Source organism: Leifsonia sp. 21MFCrub1.1, assembly GCF_900107895.1.
In the GTDB taxonomy this organism is placed as follows: Bacteria; Actinomycetota; Actinomycetes; order Actinomycetales; family Microbacteriaceae; genus Leifsonia; species Leifsonia soli.
This window is the reverse complement of sequence record NZ_LT629867.1, coordinates 2,904,800-2,926,918: the sequence shown is the minus strand read 5'-3', so window position 1 is coordinate 2,926,918 and position 22,119 is coordinate 2,904,800. Positions and strand designations below refer to the sequence as shown.

Sequence of the window (22,119 nt, the reverse complement as noted above, 5' to 3'; positions counted from 1 at the left end):
CGCTCGCAATGCAGGTACGCGATGATCGGCCGGATCGGGCACAGACACCGCAACGGATGTGCGAATGGGCGATGCTCCGCCGGCCCGACCGCCCGCCCGGCCCGAACGGATGCACGGCACATTCACGGCGGATCGGGTATTGTCCGTCCGCACGCGCTCGCCGATAGTGGTCTCGTGAGGACTTTCGGGGTGGAGGAGGAGCTCCTCCTGGTCGACGCGCGCGGGATGGCAACGCCGGTTGCCCCGTCCGTCCTCGCGGACGCGCCGCCGGTCGTCGACGGGCCGTCCGTGAGCGCGGAGTTCCAGCAGGAGATGATCGAGACGCAGACGCGTCCGCAGCTGCTGACCAGCGAGCTGCTGCTCGACATCGTCGGCGGCCGCGAGCTCGCCGACGGACTCGCCCAGCGGCATGGCGCCCGCGCGATCGCCGTCGCCATGTCCCCGATGCGGCTGCGCCCGCACGTGACCGACGACCCGCGGTACGCGAAGATGATCGAACGCTACGGGCTGACAGCGCGGGGCACCCTCGTCTGCGGCTTCCACGTGCACGTGGGGATCGGGTCGCGCGAAGAGGGCGTCGCGGTGCTCGACCGCATCCGCACCTGGCTGCCGACGCTGCTCGCCCTGAGTGCGAACTCGCCGTTCTTCGGCGGAGCGGACACCGGGCACGCCAGTTACCGGTTCGCCGCCTGGCACCAGTGGCAGAGCGCCGGACCGACCGACGTGTTCGGATCGGTGGAGGCGTACGACCGGTTCGAGAGCTTCCTGGTCGACACCGGCGTCATCCTCGACACGGGGATGCTGTACCTCGATGCGCGCGTCTCGCACAAGCAGCCGACGGTGGAGGTGCGCGTGGCGGACGTCTGCCTCGACGCGAGGGACGCCGCGGTCATCGCGGCCCTGGTCCGCGCTCTCGTCGACACCGCGGCGGCGGACTGGCAGGCCGGCGTCCCGCCCGCGGCGGTGCCGTCGGCGGCGCTCCGGCTCGCCGAGTGGCAGGCGGCGCTCACCGGCGTCCGCGGCCCGCTTCCGCATCCCGTCACCTGGCGGGAGGTGCCTGCGGTGGACGCCATCGATGCGCTGCTGTCGCACACCTCGGCCGCACTCGAGGCGAGCGGCGACCTGGTGCTCGTGCGGCGGGGACTCGCGCGCATCCTCGCGACCGGCGGAGGCGCCGGCCGTCAGCGTGTGGCCTTCGAGCGGCGAGGGCGGATGCGCGACGTCGTCGCGCTGGCCGTCTCGGCCACCCATGAGCAGTCGGAGGACGACGACCTGGTCGTGGCCTGAACGGTCCTGCGGGCACGTGCGTTCACGCACGGTCATGCGCCCTTCCGCCCGCGAGGGATCGCGCCTATCCTGCGGTCATGACGGAGAAGGAGCTCGCCCACCAGCACGCCGTCTACACGTACGGCTCGCTGCCGCTGACCCTCATGTACAGCCCGACGGCGACAGCGGCCTGGGAGGTCTACTACGGCGGCGAGTACCTGGGCCTGATCGAGGAGGTGCACGACACCGGCGAGCTGTGGCCGGCGTTCGTCGCGCGGCTCCCCGGCGAGGAGGAGGCCGGCGAGGGCATCCCCGCAGCGGACTGGCGGGTGGCCGTCGAGGTGCTGGCCGGGCAGGCCGGTCTCTAGACGCCGGTCAGGCGCAACCGACCCCGCGGTGATGCGTCAGAACGCGAACTGCGACCACTCGTCGCGGGCCAGCGACACCTGCTCGCCGCGCGAGTCGACGATCCAGGAGTCGGAGGTGCAGCCCAGATAGGTGCAGAGCAGGGTCTCGCTCGACCACCCGTCCGCCGAGCGCACCCACCGCACCAGATGCACATCCTGACCGGGCTTCGGAACGTTCCCGATCGGTGATTCGAAAGTCGTCACGCTGCACCCCTCCCCTCGGGCGGCCTGTCTGATGACGACCCTAGCGGGGTACACGACCGGGGGACAAGTGGCCCGGGTGGATCAGTTGCCGCTGTCGTCCTCGAGCGGGTCGAACTCGTCGTGCTCCGGCTCGAAGATGCCGTCGGCGTCGTACGGCCCCTCCCCGCCCCCTTCGGCGATGGCGTCGGTGTCGATCGGCTCGCCCGACGGGGTCTCCGGCCAGTTCTCCTTGGCGTCGCTCATGGCGTCCCTCCCGGCTCGCTATCGCATGGATGCTCTGAGCGCGATGGTAGACGGCTCCCCGCGTACGCGGTAGGGCCGCCCGTCACTCGCCGGGCTCACGCCCGGTGAGCCGCACCTCCTCGACGTCGAGCTTGCGCTGGATGTCCCGCAGCACGATGTCGTCGATCTCACCCTCGTCGCGCAGCCGGACCACCTCTTCCCGTTTGCAGTGCAGCAGGGCCAGCCGCAGCTCGGTGTCCTGCCTGCTCCGCTCGTTCGCCTCTTCGCCGTCGCGCGACTCGTCCTCCACCTCGAGCAGCTCGAGGTGCTCCTCGAACTCGCCCTGGATCCGCTCGCTCACCTCGGGGTCGACCCCGAGTCGCCGGGCGATCTCGGGGAGCTCGTCGAGCGCGGCCCGGGTGGCGCTCGTCTCGGCGAGCCGCAGTTCGTGGCCGACCGACTCGTCGGAGGGCAGACGCGCCCAGCGCACGACGGCCGGGAGGACGAGCCCCTGCCCGACGAGCGTCACGACGATCACGCCGGTGGTGACGAAGACGATGAAGTCGCGGCCGGGGAAGGGGTCGCCGTTCTCCAGCGTGGCCGGGACGGCGAGGGCGGCGGCGAGGGAGACGGCGCCGCGGAATCCGGCGAGCCCGCTCACGACGCGCGCCCGGTCGCTCATTCGCCGCTTCCTCTGTTGCGGCCGCCGGTCGATGAGCCGGATCAGGTACACGGTGCCGAACAGGTAGGCGAAACGGACGGCGACGATGACCGCCGTGACGGCGGCGATCGCGACCAGGCCCATCCCGACGTCCACCGCAGCCAGCTCCATCGTCGACCGCGGCAGTTCGATGCCGACGAGGACGAACAGGCTCGCGTTGAGGAGGAAGGTCGTGAAGGTCCAGAAGGCGTCGGACTGCCTCCTCCCCTCGGCGATGCCGATGCGCGGACCGGCCTGGCTGATGATCAGCCCGGCGACCACGACGGCGAGCACCCCGGACGCGTGGACGAGCTCGGCCAGCAGGTACGCCACGAACGGGGTCAGCAGCATGGCGATGTTCTGGGTGATCGCATCCCGCAGCCTTCGCCGGGCGAGGATGGCGACCCAGGCGACCAGTGCGCCGATGACGCCGGCTCCGACGTAGGCGATGAGTAGGGTCAGCGAGATCGCCCCGACGCTCACGTCGGTGTCGCCGACGGTGAACCCGACCGCGAGGGACCACAGCACCAGCGCCGTCCCGTCGTTCACCAGGCTCTCGGCGCGGAGGATGGTGACGTTGCGGCGGGGGAGGGACCGCGTGAACGAGGTCATCGCCGTCGCGTCCGTCGGCGCGATGGCGGCGCCGAGCGTCCAGGCCGCCCCCCAGGGCAGCCCCATCGCGTGCGCCAGCACGGCGACGGCGGCCGCGGTCACGACGACCAGCCCCGTGCTCATCAGGACGATGCCGCGCAGGTTGGAACGGATCTCCCGCAGCGACGTTGTCAGGCTCTCCCAGTAGAGAATCGCGGGGAGGAACAGGAACAGCACCACCTCGGGCGCCAGCTCGATGTCGCGGAACAGCGGGATGAACCCGATCAGCACCCCGATGCCCACGAGGAGGAGCGGCTGGGCGATCCCGGTCTTCCGAGCGAGCACCTTCGTCAGCAGGGTGGTGAAGCCGATGACGACGACCAGTTCGAGTCCGAGCACAGGACCTCCTCTGCCGCACATCCTCCCGCAGCACCGGGTGGACCGTAACCCTCGGGGAGCGGATGTGCAGCGCATAGCAGGTGCGCAGCAAAGACATTCACGACCCACAGGCATGCGAAAGGTCACAGGAATGTAACGACGGGAGGGTGTCGGCATGACGCACGAAACCCTCCCTCACCCGCCGGCCCCGCCGGCGCTCGACGTCGTCGTGCCCGTCTACAACGAGCAGGCGACGCTCGACACATCCATCCGCCGGCTGCACGCCTACCTGAGCGCGGATGTGCGCTACACCTGGCGCATCACCATCGCCGACAACGCGAGCACCGACGCGACGCCCGCGATCGCCGACGCTCTCGCGGCCGACCTGCCGCACGTCGTCGCCGTGCACCTGCCGCTGAAGGGGCGCGGTCGCGCCCTCAAAGCGGTGTGGGGCGCCTCTCCGGCCGAGGTGCTCGTCTACCTGGACGAGGACCTCTCGACCGACCTCGCCGCCCTTCCTCCGCTGGTCGCCCCGCTGCTCTCCGGCCACTCGGACCTCGCCATCGGCACCCGCCTCGGGCGCTCCGCGCGCGTGGCGCGCGGCGGCAAGCGCGAGTTCATCTCGCGCAGCTACAACCTCTTGCTGCGGCGCGCCATGTCCGTCGGGTTCAGCGACGCGCAGTGCGGGTTCAAGGCGATCCGCCGGGATGTCGCCCAGAGGCTGCTGCCGCTGGTGGAGGACGACGGGTGGTTCTTCGACACCGAGCTGCTCATCCTCGCCGAACGGGCCGGGCTGCGCATCCACGAGATCCCGGTGGACTGGGTCGACGACCCGGACAGCTCGGTCGACATCGTGCGGACCGCGACCGACGACCTCAAGGGGATGCTGCGCGTCGGCACGAATCTGGCCCGCGGCCGCATCCCGCTGGAGGCGGTCTATGCCGAACTCGGCCGCCGGCCCTTCGCGCCGCCGCGCCCGCCCGGGTTCTTCGGGCAGGTGCTGCGATTCGGGATCGTGGGCGTGCTGTCGACCGCTGCATACGCGGTGCTGTACCTGCTCCTGCAGAGCGTGCTGAGCGCGCAGGTCGCGAACCTGGCGGCGCTGCTCCTCACGGCGATCGCGAACACCTGGGCCAACCGGCGCTTCACGTTCGGCGTCGCCGGGCCCGGGATGGTGAAGCACCAGTTCCAAGGGCTCGTGGTGTTCGGCATCGCCTGGGCCCTCACCAGCGGATCGCTCGCCGTGCTCCACGCCGCCGCTCCGCACGCGTCCGCTCAGCTGCAGTTGCTCGTGCTCACCGCGGCCAACCTCGTCGCGACGCTGCTGCGGTTCGTGCTGCTGCGGTTGTGGGTGTTCCGGCGGCCCCGGGCCGTCCCCGCGGTCTCTGCGCCCGATCCTGCTGTGCCCGCCGCCCCCCTGACCCTCACCTCGACCGAAAGCGAGTGATCGCCATGTCCGTCACCGTCACCACCCCTCCGGCGTCAGTGTCCCCGACCACGGGAGCGGCGTCCGCGCCACGGCCCGGCGCGCGCATCCGTTCCGCTCTGCGGCGGGTCGTCCGCGGCCGGGAGGACGCCGCCCGCTGGGAGCGCCCCGCCCTGCTCGGCCTCCTCGCCCTCACCGCCCTGCTCTACCTGTGGGACCTCGCCGCGAGCGGGTACGCGAACTCCTTCTACTCCGCGGCCGTGCAGGCCGGGAGCGTGAACTGGGAGGCGTTCTTCTACGGCTCCAGCGACGCCGCCAACTCGATCACGGTCGACAAACCGCCCGCGAGCCTGTGGATCATGGCGCTGTCGGTCCGGCTGTTCGGGCTCAGCTCGTGGAGCATCCTCGTGCCGGAGGCGCTGATGGGCGTCGCGACGGTGGCCATCGTCTACGCGACCGTGCGCCGCCGCTTCAGCGCGCAGACCGCGCTCCTCGCCGGCGGCGTGCTGGCCATCACGCCCGTCGCCGCCCTCATATTCCGGTTCAACAATCCGGACGCGCTGCTGGTGCTGCTGCTCACCCTCTCCGCATGTCTTACTCTGCGCGGCATCGAGAGCGGCCGGTTGCGCTGGGTCGTGTGGGCGGGCGTCGCCGTGGGGTTCGCGTTCCTCACCAAACAGCTGCAGGCGTTCCTCATCCTCCCCGTGCTGGCCGGGGTCTATCTGGCGGCCGCGCCGCTGTCGTGGCGCAAGCGCTTCCTGCACCTGTTCGCCGCGCTCGGCGCCGTGATCGTCTCGGCGGGCTGGTGGGTCGCGATCGTCGAGCTCGTCCCCGCCTCGCTGCGGCCCTACATCGGCGGGTCGCAGAGCAACAGCTTCCTGGAGCTCACGTTCGGCTACAACGGCCTCGGCCGCCTCACCGGCGACGAGACAGGCTCGGTCACCGGCGGTGGCGGCGGACGAGCCGGAGGCGGGATGTGGGGGCAGACCGGCATTCTGCGCCTGTTCGAGAACGAGATCGGCGGCCAGATCGCCTGGCTGCTGCCCGCCGCGCTCGTGGTGTTCGTCATCGCGCTCGTGCTCGGCCGGCGGATGGCGCGGACCGACGGCCGCCGCGCGACCCTGCTCGTCTTCGGCGGCTGGCTCATCGTGACCGCGCTGGCGTTCAGCTTCATGGCGGGCATCTTCCACGCCTATTACACGGTCGCGCTCGCTCCGGCGCTCGCCGTCACCGTCGCCGTCGGTTCCTCGGCGCTCTGGCAGGCGCGCGAGCGGCTCTGGGTGCGCATCGTGTCGGCGGTCGTCGTGCTCGGGACAGGGGTCTGGGCCTGGGTGCTCCTCGACCGCGCGACCGACTGGCTGCCGTGGCTCAAGGTCGTCGTGCTGGCGGCGGCCATCGTCGCGGCGGTGCTGCTGACGCTGCCTCCGCGCCGCGCGCTCGCGGCGGCGACCATCGCCACGACCCTGGTGGCCGGGCTGCTGGCTCCGCTCGCGTACACGATCCAGACGGTGACGACGGCCCACACCGGGTCCATCGTCACCGCGGGGCCGACGGTCGCCGGCGGGATGGGCGGCCCGGGCGGTGCTCGCGGTACTCGCGGCTTCGGCGCTCCGGGCGGAGCGAACGGCGCGGCCGGCGGCTTCGGCGGTCAGGGGATGCCTCCCGGCGGTGCGGGGACGGCTCCCGGTGGGACGGGGACTGCGCCCGGCGCGACCGGCACGGTTCCTGGCGGCACGGGCACGGTTCCCGGCGGCACGGGCACGGTTCCCGGCGGCACCGGCACTGTTCCTGGCGGCACCGGCGGGATGGGCTCCCTCCTCGGCGCAGGCACCGTCGGCTCGCAGCTCGCCGCGCTCCTGAAGGCCGACGCCTCGTCGTACACCTGGGTGGCGGCGGCCGTCGGCTCCAATGCGGCCGCCGGATACCAGCTGGCCACTCAGCAGCCGGTCATGCCCATCGGCGGCTTCAACGGCTCCGACCCGTCGCCGACGCTCGCGCAGTTCAAGCGGTACGTGTCCGAAGGGCGCATCCACTACTTCATCGCAGGCGGCGTCGGCGGACAGGCCACCGGCGGGAGCAGCTCGTCGAGCGAGATCGCGGCGTGGGTGGCCGACACGTTCACCGCGCAGACGGTCGACGGGGTGACGGTGTACGACCTGACCCAGTGAGCCCCGCCTGGTCGCCTGTCGGGGGTCCGCGCCATCATGGACACATGACGGAACGCGGGCCCTCGACCACGCGCGCCCGCGGTCCGGAGCCCGAGCTCCCCGACCCGCGCGTGCCGGAACCGCCGCGCGGGCGGCTGGGGGTGGCGGGCGGCACCGCGCTGTACATCGCCGCGGTGCTCGGGACGGGCATCCTCGTGCTCCCGGCGCTCGCCGCGGCGGCCGCCGGCCCCGGCGCGATCCTGGCCGTCGCGGCGCTGGCACTCATCTCCATCCCTCTCGCGAGCACCTTCGCGGCGCTCGCGCGCCGGCACCCCGACGCCGGCGGTGTCGCCACCTTCGCGCGCAGAGCATTCGGTCCCGGCGCCGCCCGGGTGATCGGGTACTGGTTCTTCTTCGGCACCCCCATCGGTGCGCCGATCGCAGCGCTGATGACGGCCAGATACGTCGTCGCGGTGATCGGCGGCGACGCCGTCAGCACGACCCTCATCGCCATCGGGCTGATGGTGATCCCCGTCGTCGTCACCGCCTTCGGCGTCCGGTTCGCCGCGTCCGTGCAGCTCGTGCTCTCCGGCGCGCTCGTCGCCGTGCTGATCTTCGTGCTGGCGGCGGCCGCACCGCACGCCCGGCCCGAGAACCTCGATCCGCTGCTCCCGCACGGCTGGGCGGGCGTCGGGCTCGCGATGAGCCTCTACATCTGGGCGTTCGCCGGCTGGGAGGCCGTCGCCGGGATCGGCGGCGAGTTCCGCCACCCGCGGCGCGACATTCCGCGGGCGACCGCGCTGGCGCTCATCATCGTGTCCGTCGCCTATCTGGCCATCCAGGCCGTCACGGTCGTGGTGCTGGGCGAGAAGGCGGCCACGAGCGACGTGCCGCTGCTCGACCTGGTCCGGGTCGCGACCGGCGCCGGAGGCGGCGTCGTGGTGGCCGTGATCGCCGCGATCGTCGTGACCGGTGTCTTCAACGCCTACCTCGCGGCATTCAGCAAGCTCGGCGCGGCCATGGGCCGCGACGGCGACCTCCCGGCCTGGTTCGGCCGGGGCGTCGAGAACGGTGCCGTCGCTCGGCGCGGCCTGCTGCTCTCCGCCGTCGTCATGGCCGTGTACTCCGTCGTCGTGCTGGCGAGCGGCGACCTCCCGCCGTTCATCCTCGTCCACACCAGCATCGCGGCCGCGGTCTACGGCCTCGGTGTTGCGTCGGCGCTGCGGCTGCTCCCCGCGCGCTCCCTGGGCTGGTGGATGGCGCTCCTCTCCTGCGTGCTCGCGGCCGGGCTGCTCGTGCTCGCCGGGTGGCACCTCGTCTTCCCCGCCGGGGTGGCGCTCGTGGCGCTCGCCGTCGGTGCGGTGCAGCGACGGCGTCGGGCGCATTAGGCAGAATTTGCATTTATATTTTTGCAACCGTCATGGATGATCCCTAGAGTCGGCTCCGGAGAGATTCTCCGCGAACGGAGCGAATGGGAATGCGAAAGATCCTGGTCGGCGCGCCAGCAGTGGCGCTGGCGATGGTGGAAGTGGTGGCCGGGCAGTGGTCCCGGCAGGCGGCGTGCTGGCCCAATGTCGTCTCCTACGGTTACTCCCTCAGGTCGTAAATGCGTCCGAGGGTCACCGGCGCGATCGCCGTCGTCCTGGCTGGCATGGCGGTGCTTGGAGCCCTGGCCGGCTGTTCGTCGTCGACTCCGAAGACGGCGCAAACGATCTCTCTCGATGGTCCGTGGGCCAGCGAGTTTCAGAAGGGGTTCGCCGATGCGAAGAGCGAGTGGGAACGCGATGTTCTCCGCGACGGCGTCGTCACCGCGACGGAGTACGAGCAGAGCAGAGCACATGTGCGGTCCTGCCTCGGGGACGCCGGTCTGACGATCACCTGGAACGAATCGGGGGGATTCTCCCTCGGCTCGAAGTCGGGCTCGTATCCCGACGACTTCTTCGACCGCGCTGACCCGATCCTCCAGCAGTGCGAATCGCAGTGGGCCGGCTGGATCCCGGTCCTCTTCGAGCAGGTGCGCCGCAACCCCGAGAAGAAGGACGAAGGAACGATCCAGGTGGCGTGTCTCAAGGCCGCAGGTCTGGTGGACAGGACCTACAGCAAGCAGCGCTGGTCGCGCGACAACGAGAAGGGCGACTTCCCGTTCGATGCGATGTCCGGGAGCGCGCGCCGATGCGCCCTCGATCCGCTGTCGCTCTGGCTGACCGAATGACCCGCACGCGTGGGCCCTGGCGGCCTCTCGTCGGCATCGGCAGCATCGTCGCGGCGAGCGCCGCGGCTGCAGCCGCCGCTCTGCTGGCACACCCACCGGAGCCGGCGACGTTGGCGGAACCACGGCGGAATACGACCGTGGCCGTGACGGAGCGCGCCTTCGACGATCGGCATCAGACCGAGCTCATCATGGCGCCCGGTCCGCCTCGCGCTGTGACCTCACCCCGAAGCGGCCGGCTGACCGCATTCGACTGCGCGGTAGGTGCGCCGGTGAGATCCGGCTCGGCGCCGCTGGCGATCGACGGGCGGCGCCTGATCGCGTTGGCGACCGGCGCGCCCCTGTGGCGGTCGCTGGCGTCGGGTGACCGCGGGGACGACGTCCTCGCGGTGCAATCGGAACTCACCCGGCTGGGCTATCCGACCGAGCAGGACGGCGTCATGGGTCGTGCCACGTTCCGCGCTCTCGCGGCACTCCGAAGCGACCTGAAGCTGCCCGCTGCGGCCGATCCGATCTTGGACCTCTCCGACGTGGTCTGGCTGCCGCAGGCCGAGGTCGCGGTCGATCAGTGCGCCGGGGTGCTGGGGACGAATGTCGGCTCCGGCGACGAGCTCATCCGGCTTCCGGTCAGGGCCGTCTCCGCACGTCTTTCGACGGTCCCGGTCCCGCGGGTTCCCGGTCCGCGGAGCATCACGGTCGGGTCCGTGACCGTGCCGGTCGGTGACGATGGGGCCGTCACCAGTGAGGCGTCGCTCGACGGCCTCTCGTCCCTTCCCGAGTTCGCCGCGGCCGCCCAGAAGGGAGGAGCCGCATCGGTGCCGGCGAGCTGGGCACTATCGACGCCGGTCACCGTGCAGGTCGTGCCTCCGGTCGCCCTGTGGGATATGAAGGACGGCGCGGCCTGCATCCAGCCCGCGCGGGGAAGACCGGTACTCGTGCGAGTTCTGGGATCCGATCTGGGACAGTCGTTCGTCTCCGTCGGTGAGGGCGGCGAGCTCGGTGACGTGGTCGTCTCTCCCCGAAAGACGCGCACGTGCCGGTGACCCTGGTGGAGGTCAGCCACTCGTTCGGACGCCCGCTGTTCGATCCGATCTCGCACACGTTCGCACCGGGCCGCCTCACGGGGATCGTCGGACCCAGCGGATGCGGGAAGTCCACTCTGCTCGGCATCGTCGCCGGCATGATCAGGCCGACGACCGGGCGGGTCGAACGGACATCTGCCCGGTGCACCTGGGTCTTCCAGAACCCGCATGGAGTCGCCCAGCGACGTGTGCTCGATCACCTGAGCCTGCCCTCCCTCGCTCGCGGAGCGCCGCGCTGCGAGGCGGACGCCGAGGCGCGGGAGCTGTTGACCACGTTCGGCCTCGGGGACAGAGCCGACGTGACCTTCGGAGCGCTCTCGGGCGGGGAGGCGCAGCGGCTCATGCTCGCGCGCGCCGTCGCCTCCCGGCCGGACCTCCTCCTCGTGGACGAGCCGACAGCCCAACTCGACCGTGCGATGGCCGCCCACGTGAACGGCGTCATGGGGCATCTGGCCGGCAGCGGCGCGGCGGTCGTGATCGCGACGCACGACCCGGCGACGCGCGACGCGTGCGACGAGATCATCGACCTCGCCTCCTCGGGCCGGTGATCGGCATGCGGTGGACGGAAGCGCTGCGCGAGGCGGGTCGCGATATCGCGTCCGGGGCGGGGCGGACAGCCACCTTCGCCGTGCTGTTCCTCGTCCTGGTCGGAGGGGTCGCTCTGGCTGCGGAGCTGACGACTCTCCAGGCCATCACGGCGGCTCGCGCGTACGTGGAGTCCGGTTCGGCGACGTATGTGATGAAAACGCAGAAGCGCATCGACGGGCGGTCGTGCGATGCGCTCGAATCGCTGCCCAATGTCACCGCTGCCGGGGCGATCCGCGAGGACGCCGAGCTTCTTGTGCCGTCGACGCTCCCGCAGACTCCGATCGCGTCCTTCTCGATTTCACCCGGGTTCCGGGACCTCCTGGCCGCACGAGGCGACGCCACTCGGGCGGGCGTCGCGCTGTCGGAAGATGTGGCCGGGACTCTCGGCGCAGACGTCGGGGACGACGTGGCGACCGCTCACGGTTCGACGCCGGTGAATTCGGTCTTCGCGTACCCGGATGACGGCAGAGACTCGGTGCTGGCCTTCTCGGCTCTCGCCGTCATCCCTCTCGGAGAAGACCCCTTCGACGCGTGCTGGGCCACGATCTGGCCCCACGACGAATCGGCCGTCGCCGCCCTGGGACGGACCGTGCTCCCGAGAGCCGGGTCCAGTGCTGATCGGCCCGTCCTGTCGCAACTCAATCAGGCGCACGGCCTCGAGTTCACGTCTCCGCGCGCCTTCGGCAGCGACTCCGCGACCCTCCTCGCGGTGTTCGCCGGTGCGGTCCTGGGTGCGGCACACGTGTTCCGGCGACGGCTCGCGCTCGCCTCCGATCGTCATATCGGGGTCGGCCGTCTGCCGCAGGTCATCACCCAGACGGGGCAGTGCGTCATCTGGGCGTCGCTCGGCGCCGCCGGGGCGTTGAGCGCCGTGCTCGTCTCCCTTCCTCCGCAGGATGCGGACCGCGGACCTCTCCTGACGGCCTCTGTCCTGGTCCTCGCCGGAGGTGCAGGATCGGCGGTGACCGCCTGTGGCGTGACGACCTGCCTGATCCGGGAGTCATCTCTGTTCCGTTATTTCAAGAACCGGTGATCATCCGCCATCGCGCATAATGGGGGCACCCGCGCCCTGATCGCGGGCGCAGGGGAGGGGTGCGGTGACCGAACACCAGCGGGCCGCGAGCATGCGCGACGTCGCCGCCCTGGCGGGGGTCTCGCACCAGACGGTGTCGCGGGTGATCAACGGCCATCCGAGCATCCGGGAGTCGACGCGCCAGCGCGTGCTGGCCGCCATGGACCAGCTGCACTACCGGCCCAACCGGGCCGCCCGCGCACTCGTCACCGCCCGGTCGCGCACGATCGGCATCCTGTCGACCTCGGCGGCTGCACTGTACGGTCCGGTGTCGAGCATCAACGCCATCCAGGATGCGGGCAGAGCGGCGGGCTACTTCATCGCGGTCGCCCAGCTCTCCGACCTCCGGCCCGAGTCGATCGCCGCGGGTCTCGACCACCTGCTCGCGCAGTCCGTCGAGGGGCTCATCGTGATCGCCCCGCAGGAGGTCGTGCTGCAGCAGCTGGAGACGGCGCGCCTCGACGTCCCCTACGTGACCCTGCTCGGCGGTCCGGCGTCGGTGCGGCGCGAGCTGACCGTCGACCAGGTGGCCGGCGCCCGGGCGGCGACGCGCCATCTCCTCGACCTGGGGCACCGGCGGATCGTCCACCTGTCGGGTCCGCTGGAGTGGTTCGAGGCGCAGGCGCGGGTGCACGGCTACCGGTCGGAGCTCGCCGCCGCCGGTCTCGCGGCGCCGCCGTCTCCGGAGGGCGACTGGACCGCGGAGTCCGGCTACCGGCTCGGCCGGGAGGTGCTCGCCGATCCGGAGGTGACCGCCGTCTTCACCTCCAACGACCAAATGGCGCTCGGCGTCTACCACGCGGCGCACGAGCTGGGGCGCAGCATCCCCGGCGACGTGAGCGTCGTCGGCTTCGACGACATCGCCGAGGCGGCGCACTACTGGCCGCCGCTGACCACCGTCCTGCAGGACTTCACCCAGCTCGGTCGGCGCAGCGTCGAGAGCCTCGTGACGGAGATCGAGGGAGGCACGGAGCCGTCGCCGGTGACCCTGCGCCCCGACCTCGTAGTCCGCGCCTCGACGGCTCCTCCGGCACAGGTGCGTCCTCCCGCCACCGTGGCCTGAGGTCGGACCCCGCGCCCGCGCACCACCCCGGGCGTCGGCGGGTCGGCCTAGGCTGGAGCGCATGAGCTCGCGCGATCTGGACTCGGAGACCGCGGCCCCCGCCATTCCCGATGTCGCGCCGGCCGGAGGTGTGCTGAGCGCGCCGTTCCGCTGGACCAGTATCGGGATGTGCCTCCTGATCACCCTGGCGGCGTTCGAGGCTCTCGCGGTGACGACGATCATGCCGACGGTGAGCCGCGAGCTCGACGGCGCCTCCCTCTACGCCTTCGCGTTCGCCGGACCGCTCGCCGTCGGCGTCGTCGGCATGGTGGCCGCCGGCGCGTGGACCGACCGCGGCAACCCGCGCTCCGCCCTGATCGCCTCCGTCATGCTCTTCGCCGCCGGCCTGCTCACCGCGGGCCTAGCGCAGACGATGGGCGTGTTCGTCACCGGCCGGCTCGTGCACGGCCTCGGCGGCGGCGCTCTCACCGTGGTGCTCTACGTCATCGTGGCGCGTGTGTACCCGCCCCGGCTGCATCCCCGGATCTTCGCCGGCTTCGCCGCGGCGTGGGTCATCCCGTCGCTGATCGGGCCGTTCATCGCCGGAGTGCTGAGCGAGACGGTCGGCTGGCGGTGGGTGTTCCTCGGCGTCGTCGCCCTGACCGCTCTGGCCATGCTGATGGTGGTCCCGGTGATGCGTGGTGTGCTCCGCGCACCCGGAGAACCCGGCCCCTTCCCGGTCGGCCGGATCCTGTGGGCCCTGCTGCTCGCCGCGGCCGTGCTCGCCCTCACCCTCGCCGCCGAGGCCTCCGGCCCGGTGCAGTGGATCGTGCCGGTGGTCGCCGCCGCGGTCGCGGCCGTCGCGATCCGTCCCCTGGTGCCTCGTGGCACGCTGATCGCGCGCCGCGGGCTGCCGAGCGTCATCCTGATGCGCGCCATCGTCGCCGCGACCTTCTTCGCCTCCGAGGTCTACGTGCCGCTCCTCATGGCGACGCAGTACGGGCTCTCCGCCGCGATTGCGGGTCTCGCCCTGACGGCGGCCGGTCTCAGCTGGTCGGCGGCCTCGTGGATGCAGGGGCGCTTCTCCGGCATCGGCAACCGTCTCGCAGCACGTCTCGGCGCGACCGGACTCACGATCGCCCTCGCGTCGCTCATCGCCACGGCGGTCTGGCATCTGGACCCGTGGATCGTGGTGGTCGGCTGGGCATTCGCCGGCGCGGGGATGGGATTCGTGTACCCGCGCCTCGGTGTGCTCACGCTGCACTACTCGACGGCGACCGACCAGGGGTTCAACAGCTCCGCGCTCACGATCGCCGACTCCACCGGCTCGGCGGTCGCCCTGGCCGCCACTGCCGTCGTCTTCGCGGCCCTCCGAGGAGCAGGGGGCGGTGTGCCGTTCGTCGGGGCGTTCGCGGTGACCGCAGTGCTGTGCGTTCTGGCCTGGGCGGTCGGGTCGCGACTGGTGCGCCGCTGACCACTGCCCGCAGCACGGTGCGCTCGCGTGCCCTTGGCGGCTGGTATCGTGTGGTACGGCTTGGTATGCATTTCTGGGAGGCGATGTGGAGACGGTCGACGCGCCGGCGGTTCTCGTGAGCCACCTCGGCTACGACACGGGGGCTCGCAAGTCCGCTGTGCTGGTCGGGTTCGACGACGCTCCCGAGCTGCGCGTGGAACGACTCGACGCAAAGGCCGCGGGAGGCGGCGAGACGGCGGTCGCGGTCGGCGCACCGCAACATGTCGCCCGCTGGTCGTCACGGACCTACGCGCGCGCCGACTTCTCATCGCTCACGACCCCGGGACGCTACCGGCTCGTCGCCGGCGCGGGGGACGCGACGGTCGCCTCCGCCCCGTTCGTGATCGCGGCAGACCGGATCCCGAGCCTCGTCGTCTCCGACATCACGGCGATGTTCCGGGCGCAGCGCTCGAGCGGCGAGATCGACCGCGCGGATGCTGCCGCCCGGTTCTACGACGACGACTCCGGTCGCACCGTCGACGCGCGCGGCGGGTGGCTGGATGCGTCCGGCGACTACAGCAAATTCCTGAGCCACCTCACGTACACCCGCATGATGAGCCCGCAGCAGATCCCGCTCTGCGCCTGGGCGCTGCTCACGGCGGGGCGGGAACTCCGCGCCGCGCATCCTGGACTCGAGACCAGCCAGTACCCGCGTCTCCGCGACGAGGGCCTCTTCGGGGCGGACTTCCTCATCCGGTTCCAGGATCCGGCCGGTTTCTTCTACACGGCCATCTTCGACGCGCTTACGAAGCGGCTGGAGGAGCGCGTGATCACGGCGCCGCTGCAGGACAGCGTGCGCACGCAGCGGTGGCAGGCGGCGTACCGCCACGGCGGTGGTCTCGCCATCGCGTCGCTCGCGCTCGCCTCGCGCGCCGACGATGCGGGCGAGTTCACCCGCGAGCAGTACTTCTCCGCCGCCGTGCGCGGGTTCGACCACCTCGAAGCGCACAATCGCGAGTACCTCTTCGACGGCGAGGAGTCCGTCATCGACGACTACTGCGCGCTTCTCGCGGCCGCCGAGCTGCTGGGAGCGGCCGCCGAGAACGGAGCGGACGCGAGGGCCTTCGTCGAAGCGGGGACGCGGCGCGCAGATTCTCTCGCCGGACGGCTGCGCGATGGCGCGACGGGCGCGTGGCTCCTCGGCGACGTGGACGGGCGACCGTACTTCCACGCTGCCGAGCCGGGGCTGCCGGTCGTGGCTCTCCTGCGATGGGCCGAGGTGCTGAGGGCCGCTTCGCCGGCCGACCCTGGCGCCGATGCGGCCGAGCGCACGGCGCTCGCCATCCTCACGGGAGTGCTGCGGCGCACGGATGCCGTTGCCAACCCGTTCGGGTACCCGCGGCAGCGCATCCAGCCCGCCGGAGCTGCGCCCCGCGACGCCTTCTTCTTCCCGCACGAGAACGAGACCGGCTACTGGTGGCAGGGGGAGAACGCCGGGCTCGCGTCGCTCGCCTACGCTGCGGCCGTCGCGTCCCGGCTTCCCGGGGTCGATGAGGGGCTGCGCGCGCGGCTTCGTACGCTGCACGCCGATGTGGTCGCCTGGGTCGGGGGTCTCAATCCGTTCGATTCGTGCATGCTGCAGGGCCGGGGGAGGAACGGGGTGGAGTACTCCGCCGTGTACCAGAACACCCCGGGCGGCATCGTCAACGGGATCACCTCCGGCTGGGCGGATGAGGACGGCATCGCGTTCCTCCCTGCCGATGCGCCGGACGGCGAGGAGTGGCGCTGGGCCGAGCAGTGGATCCCGCACTCCGGCTGGTTCCTGCTCGCGGTCTGCGCCGGCTGAGCCCGCGCAGACCGGCTGTCCGGCCGGCCGTCAGGCACCCGGCCGCCGTCAGGACTCCAGCAGCGGAGCCGGGTCGTCCTCCGAGAAGTCCATCGCCGGCGGCTTCCGGCGGAACCCGCCGGTGAGGATCGCCAGCAGGACCACGCCGATCGCGACCCAGATCCCACCGGCGATGAAGGTCGTCGGAGAAAGGCTGGTCCACAGCCAGACGGTCAGGGCGAAGCCGATCAGCGGTGCGATCAGGTGGGTCAGCACGGCGCGTGCGCCGCGCTCGCGCTGGTCGATCAGGTAGTGCTTGATCACGGCCAGGTTCACGAAGCTGAAGGCGACGAGCGCGCCGAAGGAGATCACCGAGGCGGCGACGTCCAGCGGGAGCAGCAGGGCCCCGACGAGGCCGACGACGCCGACGATGAGGACCGCGAGCCACGGCGTCTTGAAGCGCGGGTGGATGGCGGCGAACACGCGCCGGGGCAGCTGGCCGTCCCGGCCCATGGCGAACAGGATGCGCGCGACGCTGGCCTGCGAGGTCATCGCCGAGGCGAAGCTGCCCGCGATGTAGGCGGCCGTGAAGAAGGTGAACAGCGCACCGCCTCCGATGCGCGTCATCACATCGAGCGGCGCCGAGTCGGTGTCGGTGAAGTTCGTGAAGTCGGGGAAGACGAGCCCGGCGACGTACGCCGTGACGATGAACAGGAGGCCGCCGACCAGCGTGCACAGGATGATCGCGCGCGGGATGCTCTTCCTGGCGTCCTTCGCCTCCTCGCTCAGTGTCGAGACGGCGTCGAATCCGAGGAAGGCGAGCGCCAGGATCGCAGCGCCGGCGGCGATCCCGCCCAGGGTCGCGTCGCCCGAGAAGAAGGGGTCGAGCAGGTTCGGCACGGTCGCTCCGCCCGAGAGGTAGGCGATCCCCGTGGCGACGAAGACGACGATGAAGACGATCTGGACTCCGACCAGCGCCAGGTTGGCGCTCGACACGAGCGTGATGCCGATCACGTTGAGCAGCGTGACCACGACCACCGACCCGACCACCCATACCCACGCGGGGACGGCGGGGAAGGCGGCGTTGAGGTAGATGCCGATCACGAGGTAGTTGAGGAGCGGGAGCGCGAGGTAGTCGAGGAGCAGGGTCCAGCCGGTCAGGAAGCCGAGGTGGCGCCCGAACGTCCGCTGCGTGTAGGTGTAGGCCGATCCCGCGACTGGATACGCCCGCACCATGCTGGCGTAGCTGCCGGCGGTGAACAGCATCGCGATGGTCGTCACGAAGTAGGCGCCGGCCAGGTGGCCGCCGGTCGTCTCGGTGACGAGTCCGTAGGTGGTGAAGACGGCAAGAGGGAGCATGTAGGCCAGGCCGAACAGCAGGAGGGACGGTGTCCCGAGGCTGCGCTTGAGTCGCGGACCGGCGGGAGCGGCGGTGCTCGAGGGTCGGGAGGTGGTGGTCACGGGGTGCCCTTCGTCAAAGCCGGAAAGCGGTTACCCGGGAATGTATAGCTTTGGTGCTCGATTGGTAAAGAGAAATTTTCCGACCGTGCCGGCGCTCAGGGCTCGACGACCGCTTTGACGAAGCCCGCTGCCCGCTGGGCCATGAGCTCGTACGCCTCATCGACTCCGTCGAGCGGGAAGCGGTGGGTGACCAGGGGCGCGAAGGTGAAGGCGCGGGAGGCGACCTGTCCGAGCGCATCGCTCATCGCCCGCATGACGCGCGGGTGGTCCGGGCAGAACCCGTTGACCACCGTCGCGCCTTTGTACCAGAGGTCCATGTCGAACGGCGCTGTGCCGGCGTGGTGGTACCCGACGACGCAGAGGGTGCCGAACGGGCGGACGAGCAGGGATGCGGTGGCCAGTCCCGGCGTCACTCCGGTGGCCTCCAGCACGACGTCGGCGCGGGGGTCCGCGCCGGCTGCCCCGGCGCCACCCGCACCGGCACCGCCCGCGCTGTCCGCGAAGCCGGCCACCTCGTCCGGGTGGAGCGCGACCGTGGCGCCGAGCGCGATGGCGCGTTCGCGCGCCTCCGGGTTCGGGTCGACGGCGATGATCGTGCGCGGCGCCCGGGCACGGGCGAGCTGCAGCAGCCCGAGCCCCATGAACCCCAGACCGACGATCGCCACCCGGGACCCCGGGGCGAGCGGTGTCCGTGAGATGGCCTCCTCGAGCGTCGCGATCGGCTCCCCGATCGCGTGCGCCGGTTCGATGCCCGCCGGGACCGGCAGCAGCAGATCGTCCTCCAGCAGCGCGTGCGTCGCGAAGCCGGGTCCGCCGAGCCCGGTGACGAGCTCCCCCTCCCGCCACCGGGAGGATGCCGACCCGGCGGCGATGACGCGGCCCGTGATTTCGTGGCCGAGCTCGATCGGGTCGTCGCCCTCGCCCGGTCCGCGGAGCCACGGCGAGAGGTCCGACGTGCAGACCCCGCTCGCGACGATCTCGACCAGCACCTGGCCGGGGCGCGGTTCGGGGGTGGGGGCCTCCTCGATGCGGGAGGTGCGGGCGGCGACGACTCGGCTGATCAGCATGCGAGCAGTGTAGCGCTGTGGTCCGTTGTGGTCTTACGTGGACGCGTTCTCACAGCGCTCCCATTTGGTCACGGATTGTTTCAAACGCGTAAACGACGAAACCATCTCTTGTTACCGCTCACATTCTGTCTTACTCTGGCATTGGGTGGTATCGATCTGGGATACAGTCCGGTCCAACCCCTCAGCCGTCTCGGCACCCGAGCAGTTCAATGGAGAAGCACATGCAGACATACTCTGCGGTCGTCGTCGCCGCCGGTGGGCAAGGCCGGGTCCATGCCGCCGCCTACCGCGCCGACGAGCGTGTGCGGCTCACGGCCGTCGCCGATGTCGACGCGTCCGCGGCGAACCTGTTGGCGGCCGAGCTCGACATCCCGCGGAGCTACGCGGACGTGACGGCGATGGTGCGCGAGGAGCGCCCCGAGATCGTCAGCGTCTGCACCCCTCCCGCGTTCCGCCGGCCCGTGGTCGAGGCGGCCATCGACGCCGGCGTCCGCGCCATCCATTGCGAGAAGCCCTTCGCCCTCAGCTACGGAGACGCGCTCGCCATGACCGAGCGGGCCGCCGAGGCAGGCGTCCAGCTGACCGTCAACCTGCAGCGCCGCTTCGAGCCGGTGCATCGGTTCGCGCGGGCGCAGCTCGACGAGGGCGTCATCGGAGAGCTGGTCACCATCGAGGGATACTGCCCGAACCTCTTCGACTGGGGAAGCCACATCATCGACCTGGCGCTCTTCTACCGGCACGACGCCCCCGCCGAGTGGGTGCTCGGGCAGATCGACGTCAGCACCAACCGCTATGTCTACGGTGCCTTCGTTGAGACCTCCTCCGTGACGCAGGTCTCCTGGAGCGACGGCGTCCGCGCGACGATCTCCACCGGCCGAGAGCCGGCCACGCCGCTCCTCAACCGCGAGAACAACCTGGGGCTGATCCTGCAGGGCACCCGGGGGCGGATCGTGGTGAACGGTCAGGAGTGCGTCGTCCAGCGCTTCGGAGCGGAGGGGATGCGCTTCGCCTCCCCGTACGCGAGCGATCCGTCGACGTGGGACCACGGGATCGACCCGGCCATCTTCGCCTGCACGCGCGCGGCCGTCGCGGATCTGGTGGACGGTCTGCAGACGGGGGAGGAGCCGGTGCTCGCCGCGCGTCACGCGCTCGCCGGCGCGGCCATCGTCTTCGCGACCTACGAGAGCAGCCGGTCGCGCGGCCGCGTCGCCCTCCCGCTCCAGGTGTACGACAACGCCCTGCTCAGCGGGCTCGACGAGGGACTGTGGTCGCCGGCCGGCGAACTGCGGTCGACGTGGTGACGCGGATGGCGACCGCGACGGTCATGCTCGTGGGCGACGACGTGTACGAGGACCTCTTCGCCGCGGGCGTCGAGCTCCAGGCACTGCTGGCCGACGACGGGCTCGCCACGCGCGTGCGGATCGGCGCCGGGTCGCTGCGCGAACAGGCGACCGCGTCGGACGAAGCGACCCCCGGTGACGACGTCATCGCGCTGTACCGCGCCGCGGGCGAACTCGACGACGACGCCCGCCGCGGGCTGGAACGCGCGGTGGCCGCGGGCGCCGGCCTCCTCGCCGTCCACTCCACCGCCTACCTGGAGGACGACGCGCTGGTTCCGGTGATCGGCGCCCGCTACCTCGACCATGGCCCGCTGCCGCACGAGTCCCGGTTCGCCGTCGCGCTCGCGCCGCACCCGGTGACCGCCGGCGTCGAGCCGTTCGAGCTGGAGCACGAGCACTACCGCCTCGCCGTCCAGCCCGGTGTGGAGGTGCTGGCCTGGCGCGACGCCCCGTACGGGCGCGAACCCCTGGTCACCGTGCACGCCTATGGTCGCGGGCGCGTCTGCTACCTGCAGTTCGGCCACGACCTCCGGGCCTGGGGCTCGACGGAGGTCCGCCGGCTCGTCACGAACGCGGCGCGCTGGCTCGCCCGGCCCGCCCGCACGGCCGAGGAGGCCGCGCTACCCACCCGCCCGATCGACGCGGAGGACACCGACCGCCCATGAGAGTGCTCCTGAGACGAGCCGTCTTCTATCTGATCACCGCCTGGGCGGCGATCAGCCTCAACTTCCTGCTCCCGCGCATCATGCCCGGCAGCCCGGCCGACGCGCTGATCGCCAAGTTCCACGGCAAGCTGTCGCCGGATGCCATCCAGGCACTGCGGGTGCTGTTCGGCCAGAGCGATGCGAGCCTCTGGCAGCAGTACCTGGACTACTGGAAGAACCTGTTCACGGGCAACTTCGGCACGTCGTACGCCTACTACCCGACGCCGGTGGCGGACGTGCTGGCGAGCAGCATCGGCTGGACCCTCGTCCTGATCACCGTGTGCACCGTTCTCGGCTTCCTGATCGGCACCGGCCTCGGGATGAGCGTCGGCTGGAAGCGGGGGTCGTGGCTGGACGGCCTCATCCCGTTCACGACGCTGCTGTCGAGCATCCCGTACTTCTGGTTCGCCATCTGCGTCGTGCTGATCTTCTCGATCGTGCTGCACTGGTTCCCGCTCTCCGGCGGCTACTCCGTGACCGAGACCATCGGCTGGAACCTCGGCTTCATCGGCAGCGCCACGTACTACGCCGTGCTCCCGGCCCTCACGATCGTCGTCGCCTCGATCGGCGGTTGGCTGATCGGGATGCGCAACATGATGGTGACGACGCTCAGCGAGGACTACGTCCGGCTGGCGGAGGCGAAAGGCCTCCCGAAGCGAAGGGTGATGTTCAGCTACGCGGCGCGCAACGCCATCCTCCCGTCGTTCTCGAGCTTCGCGATGTCGCTCGGCTTCGTGGTGGGCGGCTCCATCGTCACCGAGGTCGTCTTCAACTACCCCGGGATCGGCACCGTGCTGTTCAAGGCGGCGCAGGCCCAGGACTACCCGCTCATGCAGGGCATCTTCCTGGTGATCACGATCACCGTCCTGGTCGCGAACCTCCTCGCGGACCTCATGTACGTCTTCCTCGACCCCCGCACACGAGAGAGCTGAGCT

20 protein-coding genes are annotated in these 22,119 nt (G+C 71.1%); 15 read left to right on the top strand and 5 right to left on the bottom strand.

The window, feature by feature from the left end; genetic code table 11:
* Nucleotides 1–174: 174 nt before the first annotated feature.
* Nucleotides 175–1,287 (top strand): glutamate--cysteine ligase, encoded by a 1,113-nt coding sequence (locus BLW09_RS13865; protein ID WP_231946857.1) that lies wholly within the window; start codon nucleotides 175–177, stop codon nucleotides 1,285–1,287.
* A gap of 77 nt (nucleotides 1,288–1,364) precedes the next feature.
* Nucleotides 1,365–1,634: a hypothetical protein gene (locus BLW09_RS13860; protein WP_089913842.1), complete on the top strand. Its 270-nt coding sequence runs from the start codon at nucleotides 1,365–1,367 to the stop codon at nucleotides 1,632–1,634.
* 36 nt (nucleotides 1,635–1,670) lie between these two features.
* On the opposite strand, the gene BLW09_RS13855 is transcribed toward BLW09_RS13860, so the two are convergent.
* The 3 genes from BLW09_RS13855 to BLW09_RS13850 all read right to left on the bottom strand — a co-directional run bounded on the left by BLW09_RS13855 (nucleotide 1,671) and on the right by BLW09_RS13850 (nucleotide 3,789).
* On the bottom strand, nucleotides 1,671–1,877 hold the full coding sequence (locus tag BLW09_RS13855) for a hypothetical protein (RefSeq protein ID WP_018189822.1): 207 nt from the start codon (nucleotides 1,875–1,877) through the stop codon (nucleotides 1,671–1,673).
* 81 nt (nucleotides 1,878–1,958) lie between these two features.
* Nucleotides 1,959–2,120, bottom strand: coding sequence for a hypothetical protein (locus BLW09_RS19085; protein ID WP_172824212.1), 162 nt, complete (start codon nucleotides 2,118–2,120; stop codon nucleotides 1,959–1,961).
* A gap of 82 nt (nucleotides 2,121–2,202) precedes the next feature.
* Entirely contained in the window at nucleotides 2,203–3,789 is a 1,587-nt protein-coding gene (locus tag BLW09_RS13850; RefSeq protein WP_089913839.1) for a Na+/H+ antiporter, read from the bottom strand.
* Nucleotides 3,790–3,943: 154 nt separating this feature from the next.
* On the opposite strand from BLW09_RS13850, the gene BLW09_RS13845 reads away from it, so the two are divergent.
* The 10 genes from BLW09_RS13845 (at nucleotide 3,944) to BLW09_RS13800 (ending at nucleotide 16,633) form a co-directional block, all read left to right on the top strand.
* Nucleotides 3,944–5,215, top strand: coding sequence for a bifunctional glycosyltransferase family 2/GtrA family protein (locus tag BLW09_RS13845; RefSeq protein WP_089913836.1), 1,272 nt, complete (start codon nucleotides 3,944–3,946; stop codon nucleotides 5,213–5,215).
* Nucleotides 5,216–5,220: 5 nt separating this feature from the next.
* Nucleotides 5,221–7,362, top strand: coding sequence for a glycosyltransferase family 39 protein (locus tag BLW09_RS13840; RefSeq protein WP_442911277.1), 2,142 nt, complete (start codon nucleotides 5,221–5,223; stop codon nucleotides 7,360–7,362).
* Nucleotides 7,363–7,406: 44 nt separating this feature from the next.
* Nucleotides 7,407–8,729 (top strand): APC family permease, encoded by a 1,323-nt coding sequence (locus BLW09_RS13835; RefSeq protein WP_089913830.1) that lies wholly within the window; start codon nucleotides 7,407–7,409, stop codon nucleotides 8,727–8,729.
* Nucleotides 8,730–8,947: 218 nt separating this feature from the next.
* A complete protein-coding gene (locus BLW09_RS13830) occupies nucleotides 8,948–9,553 on the top strand; it encodes a hypothetical protein (protein WP_089913827.1) in 606 nt (201 codons plus the stop codon).
* A 269-nt stretch (nucleotides 9,554–9,822) separates the two neighbouring features.
* Nucleotides 9,823–10,593, top strand: coding sequence for a peptidoglycan-binding domain-containing protein (locus tag BLW09_RS13825; RefSeq protein ID WP_157696944.1), 771 nt, complete (start codon nucleotides 9,823–9,825; stop codon nucleotides 10,591–10,593).
* Complete coding sequence (locus tag BLW09_RS13820; protein ID WP_089913821.1) at nucleotides 10,584–11,180, top strand: ABC transporter ATP-binding protein; 597 nt, start codon at nucleotides 10,584–10,586, stop codon at nucleotides 11,178–11,180. Before BLW09_RS13825 ends, BLW09_RS13820 begins: the two co-directional genes overlap by 10 nt.
* A gap of 5 nt (nucleotides 11,181–11,185) precedes the next feature.
* Nucleotides 11,186–12,253 (top strand): hypothetical protein, encoded by a 1,068-nt coding sequence (locus tag BLW09_RS13815; protein WP_157696943.1) that lies wholly within the window; start codon nucleotides 11,186–11,188, stop codon nucleotides 12,251–12,253.
* A gap of 64 nt (nucleotides 12,254–12,317) precedes the next feature.
* The gene (locus BLW09_RS13810) at nucleotides 12,318–13,355 is read left to right on the top strand and encodes a LacI family DNA-binding transcriptional regulator (protein ID WP_089913815.1); all 1,038 of its coding nucleotides are present in this window, start codon (nucleotides 12,318–12,320) and stop codon (nucleotides 13,353–13,355) included.
* 61 nt (nucleotides 13,356–13,416) lie between these two features.
* Nucleotides 13,417–14,808, top strand: a complete 1,392-nt coding sequence (locus BLW09_RS13805) for an MFS transporter (protein ID WP_089913812.1) — start codon at nucleotides 13,417–13,419, stop codon at nucleotides 14,806–14,808.
* Nucleotides 14,809–14,893: 85 nt separating this feature from the next.
* Nucleotides 14,894–16,633 carry a cellulase N-terminal Ig-like domain-containing protein gene (locus BLW09_RS13800; RefSeq protein WP_089913807.1) on the top strand — a complete coding sequence of 580 codons (1,740 nt, stop codon included), beginning with the start codon at nucleotides 14,894–14,896 and terminating at the stop codon, nucleotides 16,631–16,633.
* 48 nt (nucleotides 16,634–16,681) lie between these two features.
* On the opposite strand, the gene BLW09_RS13795 is transcribed toward BLW09_RS13800, so the two are convergent.
* Together BLW09_RS13795 and BLW09_RS13790 are read right to left on the bottom strand one after the other, a co-directional pair.
* Nucleotides 16,682–18,073, bottom strand: coding sequence for an APC family permease (locus BLW09_RS13795; protein ID WP_089913804.1), 1,392 nt, complete (start codon nucleotides 18,071–18,073; stop codon nucleotides 16,682–16,684).
* Nucleotides 18,074–18,168: 95 nt separating this feature from the next.
* Nucleotides 18,169–19,140: a zinc-binding dehydrogenase gene (locus tag BLW09_RS13790; RefSeq protein WP_089913801.1), complete on the bottom strand. Its 972-nt coding sequence runs from the start codon at nucleotides 19,138–19,140 to the stop codon at nucleotides 18,169–18,171.
* Between the two features lie 221 nt (nucleotides 19,141–19,361).
* Here BLW09_RS13790 and BLW09_RS13785 point away from each other — a divergent pair, with 221 nt between their 5' ends.
* From BLW09_RS13785 to BLW09_RS13775, 3 genes are read left to right on the top strand one after another with little or no spacing between them, the layout of a single operon-like run.
* The gene (locus tag BLW09_RS13785; protein ID WP_231946855.1) at nucleotides 19,362–20,441 is read left to right on the top strand and encodes a Gfo/Idh/MocA family protein; all 1,080 of its coding nucleotides are present in this window, start codon (nucleotides 19,362–19,364) and stop codon (nucleotides 20,439–20,441) included.
* A 5-nt stretch (nucleotides 20,442–20,446) separates the two neighbouring features.
* Nucleotides 20,447–21,145, top strand: a complete 699-nt coding sequence (locus BLW09_RS13780) for a ThuA domain-containing protein (RefSeq protein ID WP_218857130.1) — start codon at nucleotides 20,447–20,449, stop codon at nucleotides 21,143–21,145.
* Entirely contained in the window at nucleotides 21,142–22,116 is a 975-nt protein-coding gene (locus tag BLW09_RS13775; RefSeq protein WP_089913794.1) for an ABC transporter permease, read from the top strand. Before BLW09_RS13780 ends, BLW09_RS13775 begins: the two co-directional genes overlap by 4 nt.
* The last annotated feature ends 3 nt before the right edge of the window (nucleotides 22,117–22,119 follow it).

Bases quoted from the DNA above. Each gene is read 5' to 3' on its own strand.
- BLW09_RS19085 (WP_172824212.1), bottom strand. From the start codon at position 2,120: ATGAGCGACGCCAAGGAGAACTGGCCGGAGACCCCGTCGGGCGAGCCG.
- BLW09_RS13835 (WP_089913830.1), top strand. From the start codon at position 7,407: ATGACGGAACGCGGGCCCTCGACCACGCGCGCCCGCGGTCCGGAGCCC.
- BLW09_RS13775 (WP_089913794.1), top strand. From the start codon at position 21,142: ATGAGAGTGCTCCTGAGACGAGCCGTCTTCTATCTGATCACCGCCTGG.
- BLW09_RS13780 (WP_218857130.1), top strand. From the start codon at position 20,447: ATGGCGACCGCGACGGTCATGCTCGTGGGCGACGACGTGTACGAGGAC.
- BLW09_RS13785 (WP_231946855.1), top strand. From the start codon at position 19,362: ATGCAGACATACTCTGCGGTCGTCGTCGCCGCCGGTGGGCAAGGCCGG.
- BLW09_RS13860 (WP_089913842.1), top strand. From the start codon at position 1,365: ATGACGGAGAAGGAGCTCGCCCACCAGCACGCCGTCTACACGTACGGC.
- BLW09_RS13805 (WP_089913812.1), top strand. From the start codon at position 13,417: ATGAGCTCGCGCGATCTGGACTCGGAGACCGCGGCCCCCGCCATTCCC.
- BLW09_RS13830 (WP_089913827.1), top strand. From the start codon at position 8,948: ATGCGTCCGAGGGTCACCGGCGCGATCGCCGTCGTCCTGGCTGGCATG.
- BLW09_RS13840 (WP_442911277.1), top strand. From the start codon at position 5,221: ATGTCCGTCACCGTCACCACCCCTCCGGCGTCAGTGTCCCCGACCACG.
- BLW09_RS13815 (WP_157696943.1), top strand. From the start codon at position 11,186: ATGCGGTGGACGGAAGCGCTGCGCGAGGCGGGTCGCGATATCGCGTCC.
- BLW09_RS13845 (WP_089913836.1), top strand. From the start codon at position 3,944: ATGACGCACGAAACCCTCCCTCACCCGCCGGCCCCGCCGGCGCTCGAC.
- BLW09_RS13790 (WP_089913801.1), bottom strand. From the start codon at position 19,140: ATGCTGATCAGCCGAGTCGTCGCCGCCCGCACCTCCCGCATCGAGGAG.